The sequence below is a fragment of the Caulobacter sp. LjRoot300 genome (genome assembly GCF_964253875.1).
GTDB lineage: Bacteria > Pseudomonadota > Alphaproteobacteria > Caulobacterales > Caulobacteraceae > Caulobacter.
The window spans coordinates 508,663-523,440 of the sequence record NZ_CAXUSA020000003.1 but is presented as its reverse complement, the minus strand read 5'-3'; the positions used below and the strand labels follow the sequence as shown (position 1 = coordinate 523,440).

Below are 14,778 nucleotides of genomic sequence, written 5' to 3'. Positions count from 1 at the left end.
TCAAGCTGGCCAGCGAGACGCCCTGACTGAGCAGCGAAATGAGCCGCGGCGTCGGCGTGACCGACGCCGCCTTTAGACGCGCGAGGCTAGAAGAACCCGAGCTTCTTGGGGCTGTAGCTGACCAGCAGGTTCTTGGTCTGCTGGTAGTGGTCGAGCATCATCCGGTGGTTCTCGCGGCCGATGCCCGACGACTTGTAGCCGCCGAACGCCGCGTGGGCGGGATAGGCGTGATAGCAGTTGGTCCAGACCCGGCCGGCCTGGATGGCGCGGCCAAAGCGATAGCAGCGATTGGCGTCGCGGCTCCAGACGCCGGCGCCCAGGCCGTAAAGGGTGTCGTTGGCGATCGCCAAAGCCTCCTCGTCGGTCTTGAAGGTGGTCACCGACAGCACAGGACCGAAGATTTCCTCCTGGAAGATCCGCATCCTGTTGTGGCCCTTGAACACGGTCGGCTGGACGTAGAAGCCGCCGGCCAGGTCACCCGGCAGGTCGGCGCGCGCGCCGCCGGTCAAAAGCTCGGCGCCCTCCTGGCGACCGATGTCGATGTAGCCGAGAATCTTCTCCAGCTGTTCGCCGGACGCCTGGGCGCCGATCATCGTGGCCGGGTCGAGCGGATCGCCCTGGACGATGGCCTCGACGCGCTTGAGGGCCCGCGCCATGAAGGCCTCGTAGATGTCTTCATGGATCAGGGCCCGACTGGGGCAGGTGCAGACCTCGCCCTGGTTCAGGGCGAACATCACCAGGCCCTCGATGGCCTTGTCGAGATAGTCGTCGTCTTCCGCCATCACATCCTTGAAGAAGATGTTGGGCGACTTGCCGCCCAACTCCAGGGTTACCGGGATCAGGTTCTGACTGGCGTACTGCATGATCAGCCGGCCCGTGGAGGTCTCGCCGGTGAAGGCGATCTTGGCGATGCGTGGGCTGGAGGCCAGGGGCTTGCCGGCCTCCAGGCCAAAGCCGTTGACGATGTTGAGCACGCCGGGCGGCAGAATGTCGCCGATCAGCTCGGCCAGGACGAGGATCGAGGCGGGGGTCTGCTCAGCGGGCTTGAGCACCACGCAGTTACCGGCCGCCAGAGCCGGGGCCAGTTTCCAGCAAGCCATCAGCAGCGGAAAGTTCCAGGGGATGATCTGGCCGACCACGCCCAGCGGCTCGTGGAAATGATAGGCGACGGTGTCGTGGTCGATCTCGGAAACGCCGCCTTCCTGCGCCCGGATACAGCCGGCGAAATAACGGAAGTGGTCGATGGCCAGCGGCAGGTCGGCCGCCGTCGTTTCGCGGATCGGCTTGCCGTTGTCCCAGGTCTCGGCCGCCGCCAACAGCGGCAGACTGTCTTCCATGACCTGGGCGATGCGGTTCAGCAGATTGGCGCGCTCGGTCACGCTGGTCGCGCCCCATGCCGCCTTCGCGGCGTGGGCGGCGTCCAGGGCCATCTCCACATCGGCGGCGTCGGACCGGGGGATCTCGCACAGGACACGGCCGTTAATCGGCGAGCTGTTCTCGAAATAGCGACCCGCGATGGGCTCCACCCATTGGCCGCCGATAAAATTGCCGTAGCGGGTCTTGAACGGCGGTTTGGCGGTGCGAGTGAACTGGGGCTTGGTCATGACTTCCTCCGGATCGCGCCGTGTTCGGCGTCGCTGAGGAAGGATTGGCCTGTCGCCGCCGATTGTCAGTCCCCCCGCCAAGGAAGGTCGCCCGCGACTGTCGCAAGTCTGCGACAGAAAGCGCTCTCAAGCGCGCCGATGCAGGCCCAGACCGGCCAGCTTGCGATGCAGCGTGGCGCGGCTGATGCCCAGCGCCTTGGCCGCGGCCGAGACATTGCCCGAGGTGCGCGCCAGGGCCCGCTGCAGGCCCGAGCGCTCCAATTCGCTCAGATCCTCGCCACGATCCTCGTCGGGAAACAGCAAGGTGTCGGCGGGCAAGGGTTGGGCCAGCCGGGCGTCGGTCAAACCGTAGGCTAGGCGCGCCGCGCGCGTGGCGCCGACCACTAGGTCATCGCGATCCACGGCCAGAAGCCCGCCGCCCCGCTCCGGGTCGCCGGCGAACAGCACGCGCGCCTTGGGAAAGACCCGGCGAAAGTTCTCCGCTTCGATCCGCCGGGCGGCGTCGGCCACCGCCGTGGCGATCAGACCGACAAAGCCCTCGGTCAGATCAGCCCTGCACGACGAAACGTCGAGCGCAGCGGCCAGGCGGCCCTGATGATCGTAGATCGGCGCCACCGTGCAGCTCAGGGTGGTATTGCGGGCGTGAAAATGCTGTTCACGGTGGATGGTCAAGGGCCGTTCCTCGGCTAGGCAGGTGCCGATGCCGTTGGTGCCCTCGGCCTGCTCGCTCCACACCGCCCCGGTCCACAGCCCCCAACGATGGAAGGTGTCGTCGTCGGAGGCCACGCCGCGCCGGTCTACCGGGACGCCGTGATGGTCCGTGAACAACACGCAACAGCCGGTCGAGCCGACGGCCAGGAACAAGCGATCGAGATTGGCCTGGGCGGCGTGCAGCAACGGCTCGATCCGCTCACGGGCTTGGCCCAGTTCATTCGCGCCGAGGGTGCGGGGCGCGCCGGTGTTTTCAGGATCAAGCCCATACCAGGCCGACGACCGCACCCATGAGGCCGCCAGGGCCGAGCGGGCCGCGGCCGAGCGATCGGAAACGACCGCCAGGATGTGATCGCCATGGCTCGACCTGCGTAGCTCGGACATCGAGCTCCCTCCTGGACCGCCTTTCGCGCCGATCATCCGCCCATGACGCGACGGCGACAACACGCCAGATCGTACCGGCCGCTCCCCAAGACGAGGGTCAAGGACATCCGCGCCGGCCAGGGTCGACCGACGGCCGGGCGGCCGATCAGGTCGCTCCGGCTTGCGAGCGCGCCGGGCATCAGCGCCCCAAGAGCAGAGGCAATTGCGCCGCGTCCAACAGGCGTCGGGTGACGCCGCCAAACAGCTCCTCTCGCAGGCGTCCGTGGCCATAGGCGCCCATCAGGCAGTAGCCGGCCCCGGCGGCGGCGCAGGCCTCGAGGATCTGGGCGTCAGGCTTGTCGCCGCCAGCCGCGATGCGCCGAACCGTGGCATGAATGTCATGGCGCGACAGGTAGGAGGCCGCGGCTTCGGCTGGCGCGCCATCTTGCTCGCCCACGGTGATGAGCTCGACCGAGGCGGCAAGCTTCAACAGAGGCACGCCCGCCCTGAGGGTCGCCATCACGGGCGGTGAGCCATCCCAGGCGATCACCACGGGGCCGGTGACATCGACGCCACGGAGATTGTCGGGGACCGCCAGGACCGGACAGCGGGCCTGTGTGGCGATATTACTGACCACGCCGCGCGGCTCCACCTGGAGCAGGCGGTCACGCTTGCAGTTGACGACGATCAAATCCGCCAGGCCGGCCTCGCGCATCAGGCATCGCGTCACGTCGCCGGTGGCGTCGATCCAGTCCCACGGCGTCTGTTCATGGGCCAAGCGGGTTTCCACGGCGATCCGGTTGGCCGCCTCCGTCTTGCGCTCCTCGGCAAGGAGCATCGCTTGGGCCGCGCCGTCGACGTCGCCGGCGAAGTCGGCAACCGGCGTCACGTCCACGCATCGCAGGTGCCCGTTCAAAGCGCGGGTGAGATCGAGGGCCGCCTGCAGGCGCGCCTCCTGGCCGGCGTCGTCATGCACGAGCAACAGAACCGTTTTCATGGTCGCCTCCGTGAATCCAACGCCGAGACGCTAAGCGCGCGATCCGCGCCCCGGTATCCGGGTTTATACGGAGGACGGCGGGTCCATGACCGGGCTTGAGCCGCGACTACGTAAACATCCCAATGGGCGGTCAGGCGCCGTTCACCTATCCCTGAGGACGACCGCTCAAGGAGACGCGTGATGTCCATGCCAGCTTTCCTGCGAGATTGCGCCGACGTTACTGATCCACGCGCCCCGATGATTTCGCCCATCGAGGTCTTCGGCGCGATCGGCGTGGGCATGAACTTCTCCACCAGCGAGGAAATCTACGCCCAGGATGAGGAGACCGATATGGTCTACCAGGTCCAGCGCGGCGCGGTCCGCGCCTCCCGCCTGCTCGCTGACGGGCGCCGGCAGATCGCCGGCTTCTACTATCCTGGCGACCTGTTTGGCCTGGAGACGGGCCCCACCCACCGCGCCTCGGCCGAAGCCTTGTGCGACAGCAAGATCCTGGTGGCCAAACGCTCGGCTATCAAGCACTACGGGGAGGCGGGCGAGCGTCTGGAGCGTCTGATCTGGCGCGCCACGGGTCAGGAATTGGGCCGCGCTCAAGATCACATGATGCTGCTGGCGCGCAAGAGCGCCTACGAACGAGTGGCCGGATTCCTGTCGGATGTGGCCCAGCGCCAGAACGCGGCCTGGAACGAATTGGCGATGAGCCGCCAGGACATCGCCGACCATCTGGGCCTGACGATCGAGACCGTGTCGCGAATGATCACCCAACTTCAGGCCGATGGCTTGGTGGCCTTGGAAGGCTGCCGGCGGTTTCGCATCCGCGCGCCCGATCGCCTGGCCGATCTGGCTGCGGCCTGAGCGGCTCAGGTCAAGCCGCGCGAAGTCCATAGGAGGACCTCATGGCTCAAGATCCAATCGCATCGCCCGCGCCACCGCCTGAGCCGCCATCTCCCGAGACCAAGGTCAGCGCGATCCTGGCCCGTCATCATCTGATGAGCGTGGCGACGCTGCGCCCCGATGGTTGGCCGCAGGCGACCTTGGTGAACTACCTCGCCGACGGGTTGACGCTGTATTTCCTGGTGGCGCAGGACAGCCAGAAACGCGCCAATATCGCCGCCGACCCTCGGATCTCGATCGCCATCGGCGGCGACGCCGACGGTCCGCCTCAGGGCCTGTCCCTTGCCGGCCGCGCGACCTTGATCGATGATCCGCTTTGGGTCGATGCGCTCAATCGCCGAATCTGGGGAACGCCCGAGTTCGCCCGCTTCGAGCCCCACCCCTCCGGGCACGCCGTGGCCCTGCTGCGGTTCACGCCGCAATGGGTGTCGTTGATCGACTATGGATCGCCCCCCGGACGGATCCAGCAGTTCGCCGTGCGGCAGGATTGGCGCCTCGAACCCGTGAACGCCTAGTCGCCGGCTGATCGCGGGCGATGCCACGGCACGGTCGGCGCCGCGCCTGAACATTCCGCCCCGAATGGCGTTGGAAGGTCCATGCCTCGACAAAGCGCCGCCATTCTCGCCTACCGGCTCGAGGGTGATCAGCCAGCGTTCCTGCTGGTCCATCCGGGCGGACCTCTCTGGCGCTCGCGCGATCTGGGCGCCTGGTCGCTGCCCAAGGGCTTGGTGCAGGCGGGGGAAGATCCGCAGGTCGCGGCGCGGCGCGAATTTCGCGAGGAGATCGGCCTGGATCTGGACGGTCCTTTGCTCGCCCTGACGCCGCGGTTGGCCTATCGCGGCAAGGTTATCCTGCCCTGGCTGGTCCGGGCCGATCTGGACCTTTCCCAGTTCAAGAGCCAAACGTTTCGGCTGGAGTGGCCGCCACGATCGGGCCGGTTGCGGGATGTCCCCGAAGTCGACCAGGCCGCCTATTTCCCCCTGCCCGTCGCGCTGCGGAAGATTCTCCCGGCCCAGGCGCCCATCCTCCAGGAAGCCGCGGACCTGCTGGCGCCAGGCGCCACAGGCGCGGACCCATCTTGAGCTAGTGGCCGAGTACCAGAGGCAGGGCGGCGGCGTCGAGCATCCGCCGCGTCACGCCGCCGAACAGATCTTCGGACATGCGCCCGTGGCCAAAAGCCCCCATCAGGCAGTAGGCGGCCTCGTCCTTAGCGCAGATCCGCAGAAGCACCGCGTCAGGCTCCTCTCCCAAAGCCGCGCGACGGTCCAACTGGGCGGTGACGCCGTGACGTTCCAGGTAGAGCGCGGCGGCTTCCGGCGCGACGCCTTGATCTTCCCCCACCGTGACCAGCCGCACCTGGCGGGACAGTGTCAGGAGCGGGACGGCGGCGCGCAGAGTGGCCATGACCGGCGCCGAGCCGTCCCAGGCCACCACCACCGGACCAGTTGGATCCAAACCCTGGGCATGATCAGGGGTGGCCACCACCGGGCAGCGGGCCTTAAGCGCGAGCGTCGCCGCCGCGGCCCGAGGATCGGTCGATAGCCAATGGTCCCGCTTGCAATTGACGACGATCAGATCGGCCAGGCCCGCTTCACGCAGCAGACAATCGGCGACGCCCCCAGCGGTGTCGATCCAGGTCCAGGCGATATCCTCCCGCGCCAGCCGGTCTTCGAGGCGCCTGCGATTGTCGGCGGCGGCGTGGCATTCCCGGGTCAGGATCAGACCGGCCGCCATGCCGGTGACGTCGCCCGCCAGAGTCGGAAACGCCACCACGTCCAGGCACACCAAGTGCCCTTGCAGGGCGCGCACCAGGTCCAAGGCGGTGCGCAGCCTGGCTTCCTGGCCGACGTCGGCGTGAATGAGCAGCAGGACGGATTTCATCGGGCTCTCCAGGAACTGACCTGCCCACGTGCGTGATCGCTGGTCGGGGCGTCTCAGGCATGCGCCATCCACAATGCGGTCGGCGGCGCGTGCAGGAGGTATTCGGTGGCGCCGCCGAGCACGAAGTCGCGTAGGCGCGCGTGGCCATAGGCCCCCATCACCAGGAGGTCGGCGTCGACTTGGCGCACATAGTGCTCGATGGTCGCCCCGGCGGAGCCGTGGTCGGACGCCAGCGCCTTGGCATGGGCGGCGATCCCGTGGCTGCGCAGGTGGCGCACGACGTCCAGGCCCGCCTGGTCATCGACCCCGGGCTTGTCGCCGCTAATGGTCAGCACCGTGACCGCGTCGGCCTTGGCCAGGACCGGCAGACTGTCGGCCAGGGCGCGCGCGGCGCTCGCGCCGCCGTCCCAGGCGATCACCACCCGCGCGCAGCCGCTGGTGCGCGCTTCGACGATGGCTTCGTCGAGGATCAGAGTCGGACGGCCCGAGCCGAAGACCACGGCCCTGACCACGCCCTGCTGCTCGTCGAACCGCCCGCTGATGGGCACGATGCACAGGTCGCGGGTCCGCGCCATCCTGGCGATATGCTCGCCAACGTCGAACAGGTGAGCCCGATGGGTCTGGGCGAGGAACTCGACCTCGGCGCGCAGGGCGCAAGCGGCGGCATGCTCCAAGACATCCTGTCCCTGGCGATGGGACTTGGCTTCCTCGGCCCGCGCCAAGTCGGTCAGCCCGATCAGATAGTCGGCGATCCTGTTGCTGTGGACCGGGATCTGGATATCGACAGCCAAGGCCGTCAGAGTCGCGCCCAGGTGCCGCGCCCACCAGACGCCGCGTTCGATCACGGCCGGCGAGGTCGGCTCCGGATAGCTGTCCAGCTGGAGGAGAAAGTCCTTGTACGCCATCAGGAGGCTCCCTTTCGGCCGCCATTTCGGACCTCGCCGCCTCCCCCGGCCTTGATCTGGATCAGGTCCGCCGCACCATCCTCGGCAGCCAGGCCCAGCCGGCCGCCGCGCTGCCCGCCACAACGCAAATCGCCACGAACCCCGGCGATGGCGCCGCCATCCGAAACAGCGCCGCCAGCCCCGGCGTCAACAACACCAGGAGCAGGATGGCCCCGGCCACCGCGGCGATCGTCCAGAATACCCAGTGTCGCGCATCCAGCAGCCGGCCGTCGCGCCCTGTAGCGGTGGTAATGGCCAGGGTCAGGTTGCCGACCACCAGAGCCGCGAAGGCGCCGGCCCGCGCTTGGGCGGCGGACATCCAGGTCAGGCCCCAGAGATAGAGGGCCAGCACCGCGGCCAAGATGACCATCCCCTGCAGGGCCCCATGGGCGATCTGCCGCGCGCCAAACAGGCTCGCCCGGGGCGAGCGCGGCGGTCGCTTCATGCTGTCGCGATCACTGGGTTCGCCTTCGAAGACCAGGGAGCAGACCGGGTCGATGACCAATTCGAGAAACACCACCTGCACCGGAAACAGCATCGGCGGCGCGCCCAGCAGCACCGGCGCCAGGGCCAGGCCGGCGATCGGTACGTGGATGGCGGTGACATAGGTCAGGGCGCGCCGCAGATTGTCATAGATTCGACGGCCCAGCCGGACGCCGCCGACGATCGAGGCCAGGCTATCGTCCAGCAGGATCAGGTCGGCGGCTTCTCGGGCCACGTCCGTCCCGCGCCGCCCCATGGCGATGCCGATATGGGCCGCCTCCAGGGCCGGCGCGTCATTGACGCCATCACCGGTCATGGCGACGATCTCGCCGTTGGCCCTGAGGGCTTCGACCAAGGCCAGCTTCTGCTCAGGTCGCACGCGCGCGAAGACCCGAACGCTCGCCAGGCGAGTCCGCAGCGCCGCCTGGTCGAGCCGAGCAATGTCATCGCCGGTCAGGACGCCAGCCTCCACGTCAAGGCCGGCCCGGCGCGCGATGTTCAGAGCCGTGGCCGGATAGTCACCGGTGATCATCATCACCTTGACGCCGGCCGTCCGCGCCTCGCGAACGGCGTCGGCCGCGTCAGCGCGCAGCGGGTCGGCGAACCCGACCAGACCGCCAAAGACGAACCTGGCGGCCTCTGGCTCCTCCGGTGCGTCGACAACGCCAAGCGCCTCGGCGACGGCCAGCACGCGCAGGCCTTCGAGCGCCAGGACTTCAAGCGCCGCGCGGACGGACACCATCTCTTCGGGTGCGAGACGACATAGGGCAAAAATCGCTTCCGGCGCGCCCTTGGCGGCCAGCAACAGACTCTGGTCGGCGCGCCGCCAGGCCTGGACCACGGCCAGGCGCTCTGTCCGCAAGGGCCAGACGCGTTCCAGGCGCGCATCGGCGGGTGGCCCGGCCAGGGCGCTGAGCGCGCGATCCATCGGATCGACCGGCCGCGCGGCGCAGGCCAGGCTGGCGGCGACCAACAGCGGGTGCGGATCGGACGCCCCCTTGGCCGAAGGCGCGCACCGCACGCCCTGCGCCCAGAGCGCGGCGACGCTCATGCGGTTCTCGGTCAGGGTTCCGGTCTTGTCGACGCAGAGGACGGTGGCGCCGCCGAGAGTCTCGATCACCGCGCCGCGGCGAACCAACACCTTGTGACGGCCAAGTCGCCACGCGCCCAGGGCCAGGAAGACGGCCAAGACCATCGGAAACTCTTCGGGGATCATCGCGATCGCAACCGTGATGCCGGCCAAGGCGGCCTCCAGCCAGTCGCCGCGCATCAAACCGTAGGTGACGATGACCAATAGGCAGAACAGTCCGGCGGCCAGACCGAGCCACCTTACCAGCCGCGTGATGGCCTTCTGCAACGGCGCTGGAGCTGTCTCCAGTGTCGCCAGGGCCACGCCGATCTTGCCGATGGCGGTTCGCGGTCCCGTGGCGGTCACCTCGGCCACCCCCTGGCCCGAGACGACAAGCGTACCGGCGAAGATCGCGCCGGACCGGTCGCGCGCCAAGCTTGGCGCGCGCTGGACCGGAACGGATTCGCCCGTCAGGGCGGCCTCGTCGATGGTCAGGAGTTCGCCGTCGATCAGTCGACCATCGGCGGGCACGCGCTGCCCCTCGCCCACCAGGACGACATCGCCAGGCACGAGCGAACGCGCTGGCGACAGGCGCTCGACCCCGTCGCGAACCAGTCGCACCATGGGCTCTGCCAAGTCGCGCAGCGCCTGAAGCGCCCGTTCGCTACGCGCTTCCTGGAACACGACCTGAACGATGGTGGCGACGGCCGCCAGGGTCAGCAGCAGGCCTTCGGCCAGATCGCCAAGCGCCAAGTATAGACCTGAAGCCGCCAAGAGCAGGCCAAACATCGGTTCGCGGATGGTCGCCAGGACGATCTGCGCCACCGAACGCGTGCGCGGCGGATCGATCTGATTGGGACCGACGAGGGCGAGGCGACGCGTCGCCTCGCCCTCGTCCAAGCCCTTGGAGCGATCCGTCATGGGCTTCTGCGCCTCACCAGGACATGGGATGCGACCAGGCTATGCGGCGCGGGAGCGATGGGTCACCGCATAGGTGATGAGGCTGGCGGCCGCCGCGGCGACCAGAGCCGCAGCGGTTGCGGTGGCGGCCACGGCTTCACTGGGATGGCGCCGGATCTGTCGCTCCGCCGCCGTCTCGAGCCGATCAAGTTTGGTCTGGACATCGCCGACCAGTTCGATGGCCGCATGGCCCAGAGCCACCGCGCTCACCGAGACCGCGTCGCTGGTGTCCTGCCCCAGGTGATCGACCATGGCCTTGAGGTGATCGGTGACGTTTTCAAAGGCGTCGCGGCCGTCGCGGGTGAGCGTCTTGATCTTGCGAGCTGACATTGTTTTGCCTTGCGAAGAAGGGTGGGTGACGGCCTAGAGCACGCCTTCTTGCGACGCTGGCTGTTGACCTGGGTCAAGTTCGCGCAAATGGATCTTGGCCCGCGCCCAGGGGCCCTCATCGCCGAATTGGCCATCGACGACCGCATTGAGGCGGCGCAGCAGCGCCTCGCGGGCGGCATCGTCATGCGCCCCTTCCAGGGCGGCGTTGAGCGCCATCTGAAAGGCGACCCGGTGATTGTGCCAGTCGAGTTTGGTCGCGGCGTGGGGCGGCAGCCGGGCCGGCGACGGCTGTCTTGGGATCGCGCCGCCCTCGGTCAGGTCAAAGCCGTCGTCCAGGTCCGGTATCAAGATGGCGTTCGCGTCGAAACCGGCGGCGATCAATCGGTCGCGCAGTCCGGCGGCGGCGTCCGGCTCGCCATGGGCCAGCAGGATCGACCCTGCGATGGGCGAGCGATCGCGCACCCAGCGGGTCAAGGCCACCGCGTCGGCATGGGCTGAATAGGCGTCGAGCTTGCGCACCCGCGCGCGAACCCGCACCTCATCGCCCTGGATGCTAACCCGCGGCGCCCCGTCGGCGAGGAGCCGGCCCAGCGTGCCAGCGGCTTGGAATCCGCACAGCAGCACCGTCGCCTCCTTGCGCCACAGCAGCCTCTTGAGGTGTTTGCGCACGCGCCCGGCGTCGCACATGCCGCTGGCCGCCAGGATCACATGCCAGCCGGAAAGGCGCTCCAGGCCGTCGCTATCCCAGGGCTTGTCCAGGAAGCGCAGATGTTCGGATGGCCGCACCGGCTCGAACGGATTGCGCTGGAGGGCGGGGTTCCAGCCCCGATCGAGGAACACCTTGGAGGCTTCGATGGCCAGAGGCGAATCCAGAAAGATGTCGCCGCGCGGCGCGTCCCCGTCCTCCATCAGCTGCAGCAGGTCGACCAGCAGTTCCTGGCTTCGCTCCAGGGCGAAGGCGGGGATGAGCAGCGGCCCGCCCGCGGCGTGAGCCGCCTTGAGTTCCTCAGCCAGGGCCGCGCGACGCGCGGCGCCGCTGGCGGCCACGCGCTCGCGGTCGCCATAGGTGGATTCGACGATCAGGTGGTCGACGCCCTTGGGACCTTGCGGGTCGGCCACGAAATCGCTGCCGCCCGAACCGAGGTCGCCCGAGAACAGCAAGCGTTTTTCGGCGCCGGCCGGGCCGACAAGAACCTCGATCGAGACCGAGCCCAGGATGTGACCCGCCTCCCAATAGACCGCCGAGAGTCCGGGCGCGACCGCCACCGGCTCGCCCAGCTTGACCTTCCGAAACTGCTTCATGACCCGGGCCGCGTCGGCCTCGGTGTAGATCGGCTCTACCGGGGCCAGGCCTCGTCTCTGATTGCGGCGGTTGAGCGCCGCCACCTCCCCTTCCTGGATACCGCCGGCGTCGGCCAGCATCACCGCGCAGAGATCGCGCGTCGCCGCCGTCGCATAGATCGGCCCCTCGAAGCCCGCAAGCATCAGCTTGGGAAGCAGGCCGCAATGGTCGACATGGGCGTGGGTGAGGAGGACGGCGTCGACCTGACGCGGATCAAAGGGAAATTCGCCATAGTTCAGCGCCTTGAGGGTTTTTGATCCCTGGAACATGCCGCAGTCGACCAGGATCGTGGCTTCCTGCGTCTGCAGGCGCGCGCACGAGCCGGTGACGCAGCCGGCGGCGCCGTGGAGGGACAGGATCGGAGTCATGATGGAATCTCGCGGAGATGGGCTAGGTCGGACGCGGCGCGACTGAACCGCGCCAAAGGGAATGGGGCTCACGGCGCGCCACGCCGCAGCGCGCGCACGGCCCCGCGCAGGGCCTCGGCGTCCGCATCGACCCGGTCGTGGGCCTGGTCGAGCGCCAGGCGCCGGCGCAGGGCTTGGGGCAGCGCCCCACGCAGCATGCCCAGGGCGCGGGGCGGCGCGAAGACAATCAGGTGATCGAAGCGATGTTCGGCGACAAGACCTTCCAGTCGCGCCACAAGCTGCGCCAGGAAGTCGCGCGCGCTCTTGTCGGCGGCGGTGACGGTGGCGACGCCGTGGGTCGCATAGCCCATCCGGTCATGGACCGCGCCCGAGCCGGGATGCGGAAAGACCTGCGGCGCCAGGCCAGCCAGCCAGTCGGGATGTTCGGTCAGGGGCCCGCCGCGGCGCGGCTCCTCGAACAGCCGGGCCCGTCCGCCGTCGGCCGCCACCACCAAGGTTCGTCCATCCGTGATCATCGTCGCCTCCTGCAGCCGACAGGATCGGCCAGGCGGCGCCCCTTTCCCTGATCTGGATCAAATTGCCCCCCGCCTGCGCGACTAGTCTGCGCCATCAGCAAGCTCGCTGCCTGGGAACCGCCCCCCATGAAACACGCCGTCATTCTCGCCCACCCCAAGCCCACAAGCTTTTGCGCGGCCATCGCTCGCACCTGCGTCGAGCACCTGCGCGCGACCAGCCATGACGTGGTCCTGCGCGACCTCTATGGGTTGGACTTCGACCCGCGCCTGAAGGCCGAGGAACTGCCCTCCCCATCGGGCGCGCATCCGGCCGCGGACGTGGTCGCCGAACGGCGGCTGATCAGCGAGATCGACAGCTTCATCTTCGTCTATCCCTTCTGGTTCAACGCGCCTCCCGCCATTCTCAAGGGCTATGTCGATCGGGTGTTCAGCATGGGCTTTGGCTATGCGCCGGGCGCTGGCGGCACGGAATCGCTGCTCGACGACAAGACCCTGCTCAGCTTTTCGACCTCCGGCGCGCCCGAGGATTGGGTCAACACCACCGGGGCCCTGAAGGCCCTGATGACGGTGTTCGACCTGCACCTGTCGGGCGTCTGCGGCTTGCGGGTCCTGGACCACAAGCACTTTGGCTCCATCGTCTCCAACATCAGCGCCGAGTCCGTCGTCGACGTGCTGGACCAGGTGCGCGTGCGTCTGGACGATCTCTTCGGCTCCGGCCTGGCGTGACGCCTGGCATGGCTCCACCCGACAACAGCCGGCAGGCCGTCTCGCTCAACCCCACTGCTCCACCGTGCCGCGCCGTAGGGACTGACCCGGCCGGCCGGCAGCGGGTGGTATTGCAGGGTGACCACCGGCGGCAGCATCCAGGTCTTGTGCACCAGGACGTCGGTTCCGGCTCCCTGGGCGCGGATGCTGTGCTCGGTCGTGCCCAGGATCGCCTCGACCGCGACCTTGCCGGTCAGGAAGTAGATAAGGCCCGAGGTCGGCATCCCGTCGTCGCCGACATGGGTCTTCAGGCCGGTGGCGGCGCCCGCAGCGGTGAGGATGGCCGAATCCTTGCCGGACGCCACATCGGTCAGTCGCAGATGGACAATCAGGTCGCCCTTAGCCTTAGGTTGAAAGTCCTGCGCCTGGGCTACGCCCACGCCAAGACTGACAGCTATCAACGCCGCCATCATAACTGCTTTCATCTTCTACCATTTTCTCCGAACGAGCGTTTTTCTTGACCCGTCTTGATATTTTTTTCTTACGCTGTGCCAATCTGTCCAAATTTGACCTGTATCATACGCCGCGAAAACTATACGACGCGGGAGAACGACTGCTCGACATTGGAGTGCCGGTCGAAGATTTGGGCGACGACGCGGACGAACGGCCGCCCAAGCTCGGTCATGACCAACCGTGCGCCCTGGCGGCGCACCATGCCGTCGGCCTCAAGCCCCTCCAGGCGCTCGAGGTCTGCGGCGAAGGCGCCAAGGTCGCGCCCGTGTCGGGCGGCGACGACGTCCAGATCGACGGCCAGATCGCACAGCAGCCGCTCGATGACCTCGCCGCGCAGCCGGTCCCCCTCCGTTCGCGCGGCCAGCAGCGATGTTGATCAGGAGGTCTCGACCCGTCCGAGATGCGCCGTCGCGAAGGCCAGGAGCATGGCGCCGACGGCAGCCAACCAAAGCCCGTTCAAGCCAAAATGGCCATACGCCAGAGCTCCGAGGACCGCTCCCGCGACGAGGCCGCTCCAGAGCAGAAAGTACGGCGCCCATGCCGTCTTGCTGCCCCCCATGAACGCCATCGCCAAGTGTTGGCCGAGCTTGACAAGGGTTCCGGTCATGTAGGTCAAGCCGATGCTCACTTCGCCGTTGCGCTCGAAGACCGCGTTTTCGGCGCCCATGGCCAGGCCCATGGCGACGATGGCGCCGTGCTCGAAGCCCAGGGCGTTGAGCACGGCGGCGACCAGGAGCAGGGCCGACACGAAGAACATCACCGCGGCGCGCCGATGGTGTCTGGAGGCTTGAGCGACAAGCGATCCGAGAATGACCCCGAAGAGAAACGTCAGGATCAGCGACGCCGCCATGGCGGCGTTGCCCAGGTTGGTCGACAGGCCGACCGCCAGACGCGTCGAATTGCCAGTCATGAAGGACACGAAGAAACCACCAAGCTTCATGAAGCCCAGCGCGTCCACGTAGCCGGCCAGCCCGGCAAAGCAGATGGCCAAGGCCCGGATCTTGAAGCCATAGCGAGTCACGAGGTCGCGCTACCCTGCGAAATTCGACCCTTCCCCATGCTGGCGCGGTTGCCTGCTGTGAACGGCGGCGTCTTCAGCTAG

Annotated in this window: 15 protein-coding genes and 1 pseudogene; 5 read left to right on the top strand and 11 right to left on the bottom strand. The window is 67.9% G+C overall.

The genetic code is table 11. From position 1 onward, the window contains the following. Positions 1-86: 86 nt before the first annotated feature. The 3 genes from adh to ACSQ2G_RS12530 form a co-directional block, all read right to left on the bottom strand. Positions 87-1,604: an aldehyde dehydrogenase gene (adh, locus tag ACSQ2G_RS12540; RefSeq protein WP_436031278.1), complete on the bottom strand. Its 1,518-nt coding sequence runs from the start codon at positions 1,602-1,604 to the stop codon at positions 87-89. A gap of 126 nt (positions 1,605-1,730) precedes the next feature. Then, positions 1,731-2,699, bottom strand: a complete 969-nt coding sequence (locus tag ACSQ2G_RS12535; RefSeq protein WP_436031276.1) for a GAF domain-containing protein — start codon at positions 2,697-2,699, stop codon at positions 1,731-1,733. Positions 2,700-2,877: 178 nt separating this feature from the next. Beyond that, the gene (locus tag ACSQ2G_RS12530; protein WP_436031274.1) at positions 2,878-3,675 is read right to left on the bottom strand and encodes a universal stress protein; all 798 of its coding nucleotides are present in this window, start codon (positions 3,673-3,675) and stop codon (positions 2,878-2,880) included. A 237-nt stretch (positions 3,676-3,912) separates the two neighbouring features. On the opposite strand from ACSQ2G_RS12530, the gene ACSQ2G_RS12525 reads away from it, so the two are divergent. The 3 genes from ACSQ2G_RS12525 to ACSQ2G_RS12515 all read left to right on the top strand — a co-directional run bounded on the left by ACSQ2G_RS12525 (position 3,913) and on the right by ACSQ2G_RS12515 (position 5,648). Then, positions 3,913-4,527, top strand: coding sequence for a helix-turn-helix domain-containing protein (locus ACSQ2G_RS12525; protein WP_436031272.1), 615 nt, complete (start codon positions 3,913-3,915; stop codon positions 4,525-4,527). Positions 4,528-4,568: 41 nt separating this feature from the next. Then, positions 4,569-5,081: a pyridoxamine 5'-phosphate oxidase family protein gene (locus ACSQ2G_RS12520; protein ID WP_436031270.1), complete on the top strand. Its 513-nt coding sequence runs from the start codon at positions 4,569-4,571 to the stop codon at positions 5,079-5,081. A gap of 81 nt (positions 5,082-5,162) precedes the next feature. Further along, positions 5,163-5,648 (top strand): NUDIX domain-containing protein, encoded by a 486-nt coding sequence (locus ACSQ2G_RS12515; protein WP_436031268.1) that lies wholly within the window; start codon positions 5,163-5,165, stop codon positions 5,646-5,648. A 1-nt stretch (position 5,649) separates the two neighbouring features. Here ACSQ2G_RS12515 and ACSQ2G_RS12510 read toward each other — a convergent pair whose 3' ends face one another. From ACSQ2G_RS12510 to ACSQ2G_RS12485, 6 genes are all read right to left on the bottom strand, one after another. Then, positions 5,650-6,447, bottom strand: a complete 798-nt coding sequence (locus ACSQ2G_RS12510; protein WP_436031266.1) for a universal stress protein — start codon at positions 6,445-6,447, stop codon at positions 5,650-5,652. A 53-nt stretch (positions 6,448-6,500) separates the two neighbouring features. Continuing rightward, complete coding sequence (locus ACSQ2G_RS12505; RefSeq protein ID WP_436031264.1) at positions 6,501-7,352, bottom strand: universal stress protein; 852 nt, start codon at positions 7,350-7,352, stop codon at positions 6,501-6,503. 61 nt (positions 7,353-7,413) lie between these two features. Continuing rightward, a complete protein-coding gene (locus ACSQ2G_RS12500; RefSeq protein WP_436031262.1) occupies positions 7,414-9,864 on the bottom strand; it encodes a cation-translocating P-type ATPase in 2,451 nt (816 codons plus the stop codon). Positions 9,865-9,903: 39 nt separating this feature from the next. Beyond that, a complete protein-coding gene (locus ACSQ2G_RS12495) occupies positions 9,904-10,233 on the bottom strand; it encodes a hypothetical protein (RefSeq protein WP_436031260.1) in 330 nt (109 codons plus the stop codon). A gap of 33 nt (positions 10,234-10,266) precedes the next feature. Beyond that, on the bottom strand, positions 10,267-11,943 hold the full coding sequence (locus ACSQ2G_RS12490; RefSeq protein WP_436031258.1) for an MBL fold metallo-hydrolase: 1,677 nt from the start codon (positions 11,941-11,943) through the stop codon (positions 10,267-10,269). Positions 11,944-12,011: 68 nt separating this feature from the next. Next, positions 12,012-12,458, bottom strand: a complete 447-nt coding sequence (locus ACSQ2G_RS12485; protein WP_436031257.1) for a host attachment protein — start codon at positions 12,456-12,458, stop codon at positions 12,012-12,014. A gap of 126 nt (positions 12,459-12,584) precedes the next feature. On the opposite strand from ACSQ2G_RS12485, the gene ACSQ2G_RS12480 reads away from it, so the two are divergent. Then, positions 12,585-13,184, top strand: coding sequence for an NAD(P)H-dependent oxidoreductase (locus ACSQ2G_RS12480; protein WP_436031256.1), 600 nt, complete (start codon positions 12,585-12,587; stop codon positions 13,182-13,184). A 65-nt stretch (positions 13,185-13,249) separates the two neighbouring features. Here ACSQ2G_RS12480 and ACSQ2G_RS12475 read toward each other — a convergent pair. Next, positions 13,250-13,648, bottom strand: a pseudogene (locus tag ACSQ2G_RS12475) (OmpW family outer membrane protein); the annotation flags it as partial. Between the two features lie 32 nt (positions 13,649-13,680). On the opposite strand from ACSQ2G_RS12475, the gene ACSQ2G_RS12470 reads away from it, so the two are divergent. Next, positions 13,681-14,052 (top strand): hypothetical protein, encoded by a 372-nt coding sequence (locus ACSQ2G_RS12470; protein ID WP_436031254.1) that lies wholly within the window; start codon positions 13,681-13,683, stop codon positions 14,050-14,052. Here ACSQ2G_RS12470 and ACSQ2G_RS12465 read toward each other — a convergent pair whose 3' ends face one another. Then, a complete protein-coding gene (locus ACSQ2G_RS12465) occupies positions 14,053-14,697 on the bottom strand; it encodes a YoaK family protein (RefSeq protein WP_436031253.1) in 645 nt (214 codons plus the stop codon). Positions 14,698-14,778 lie beyond the last annotated feature (81 nt).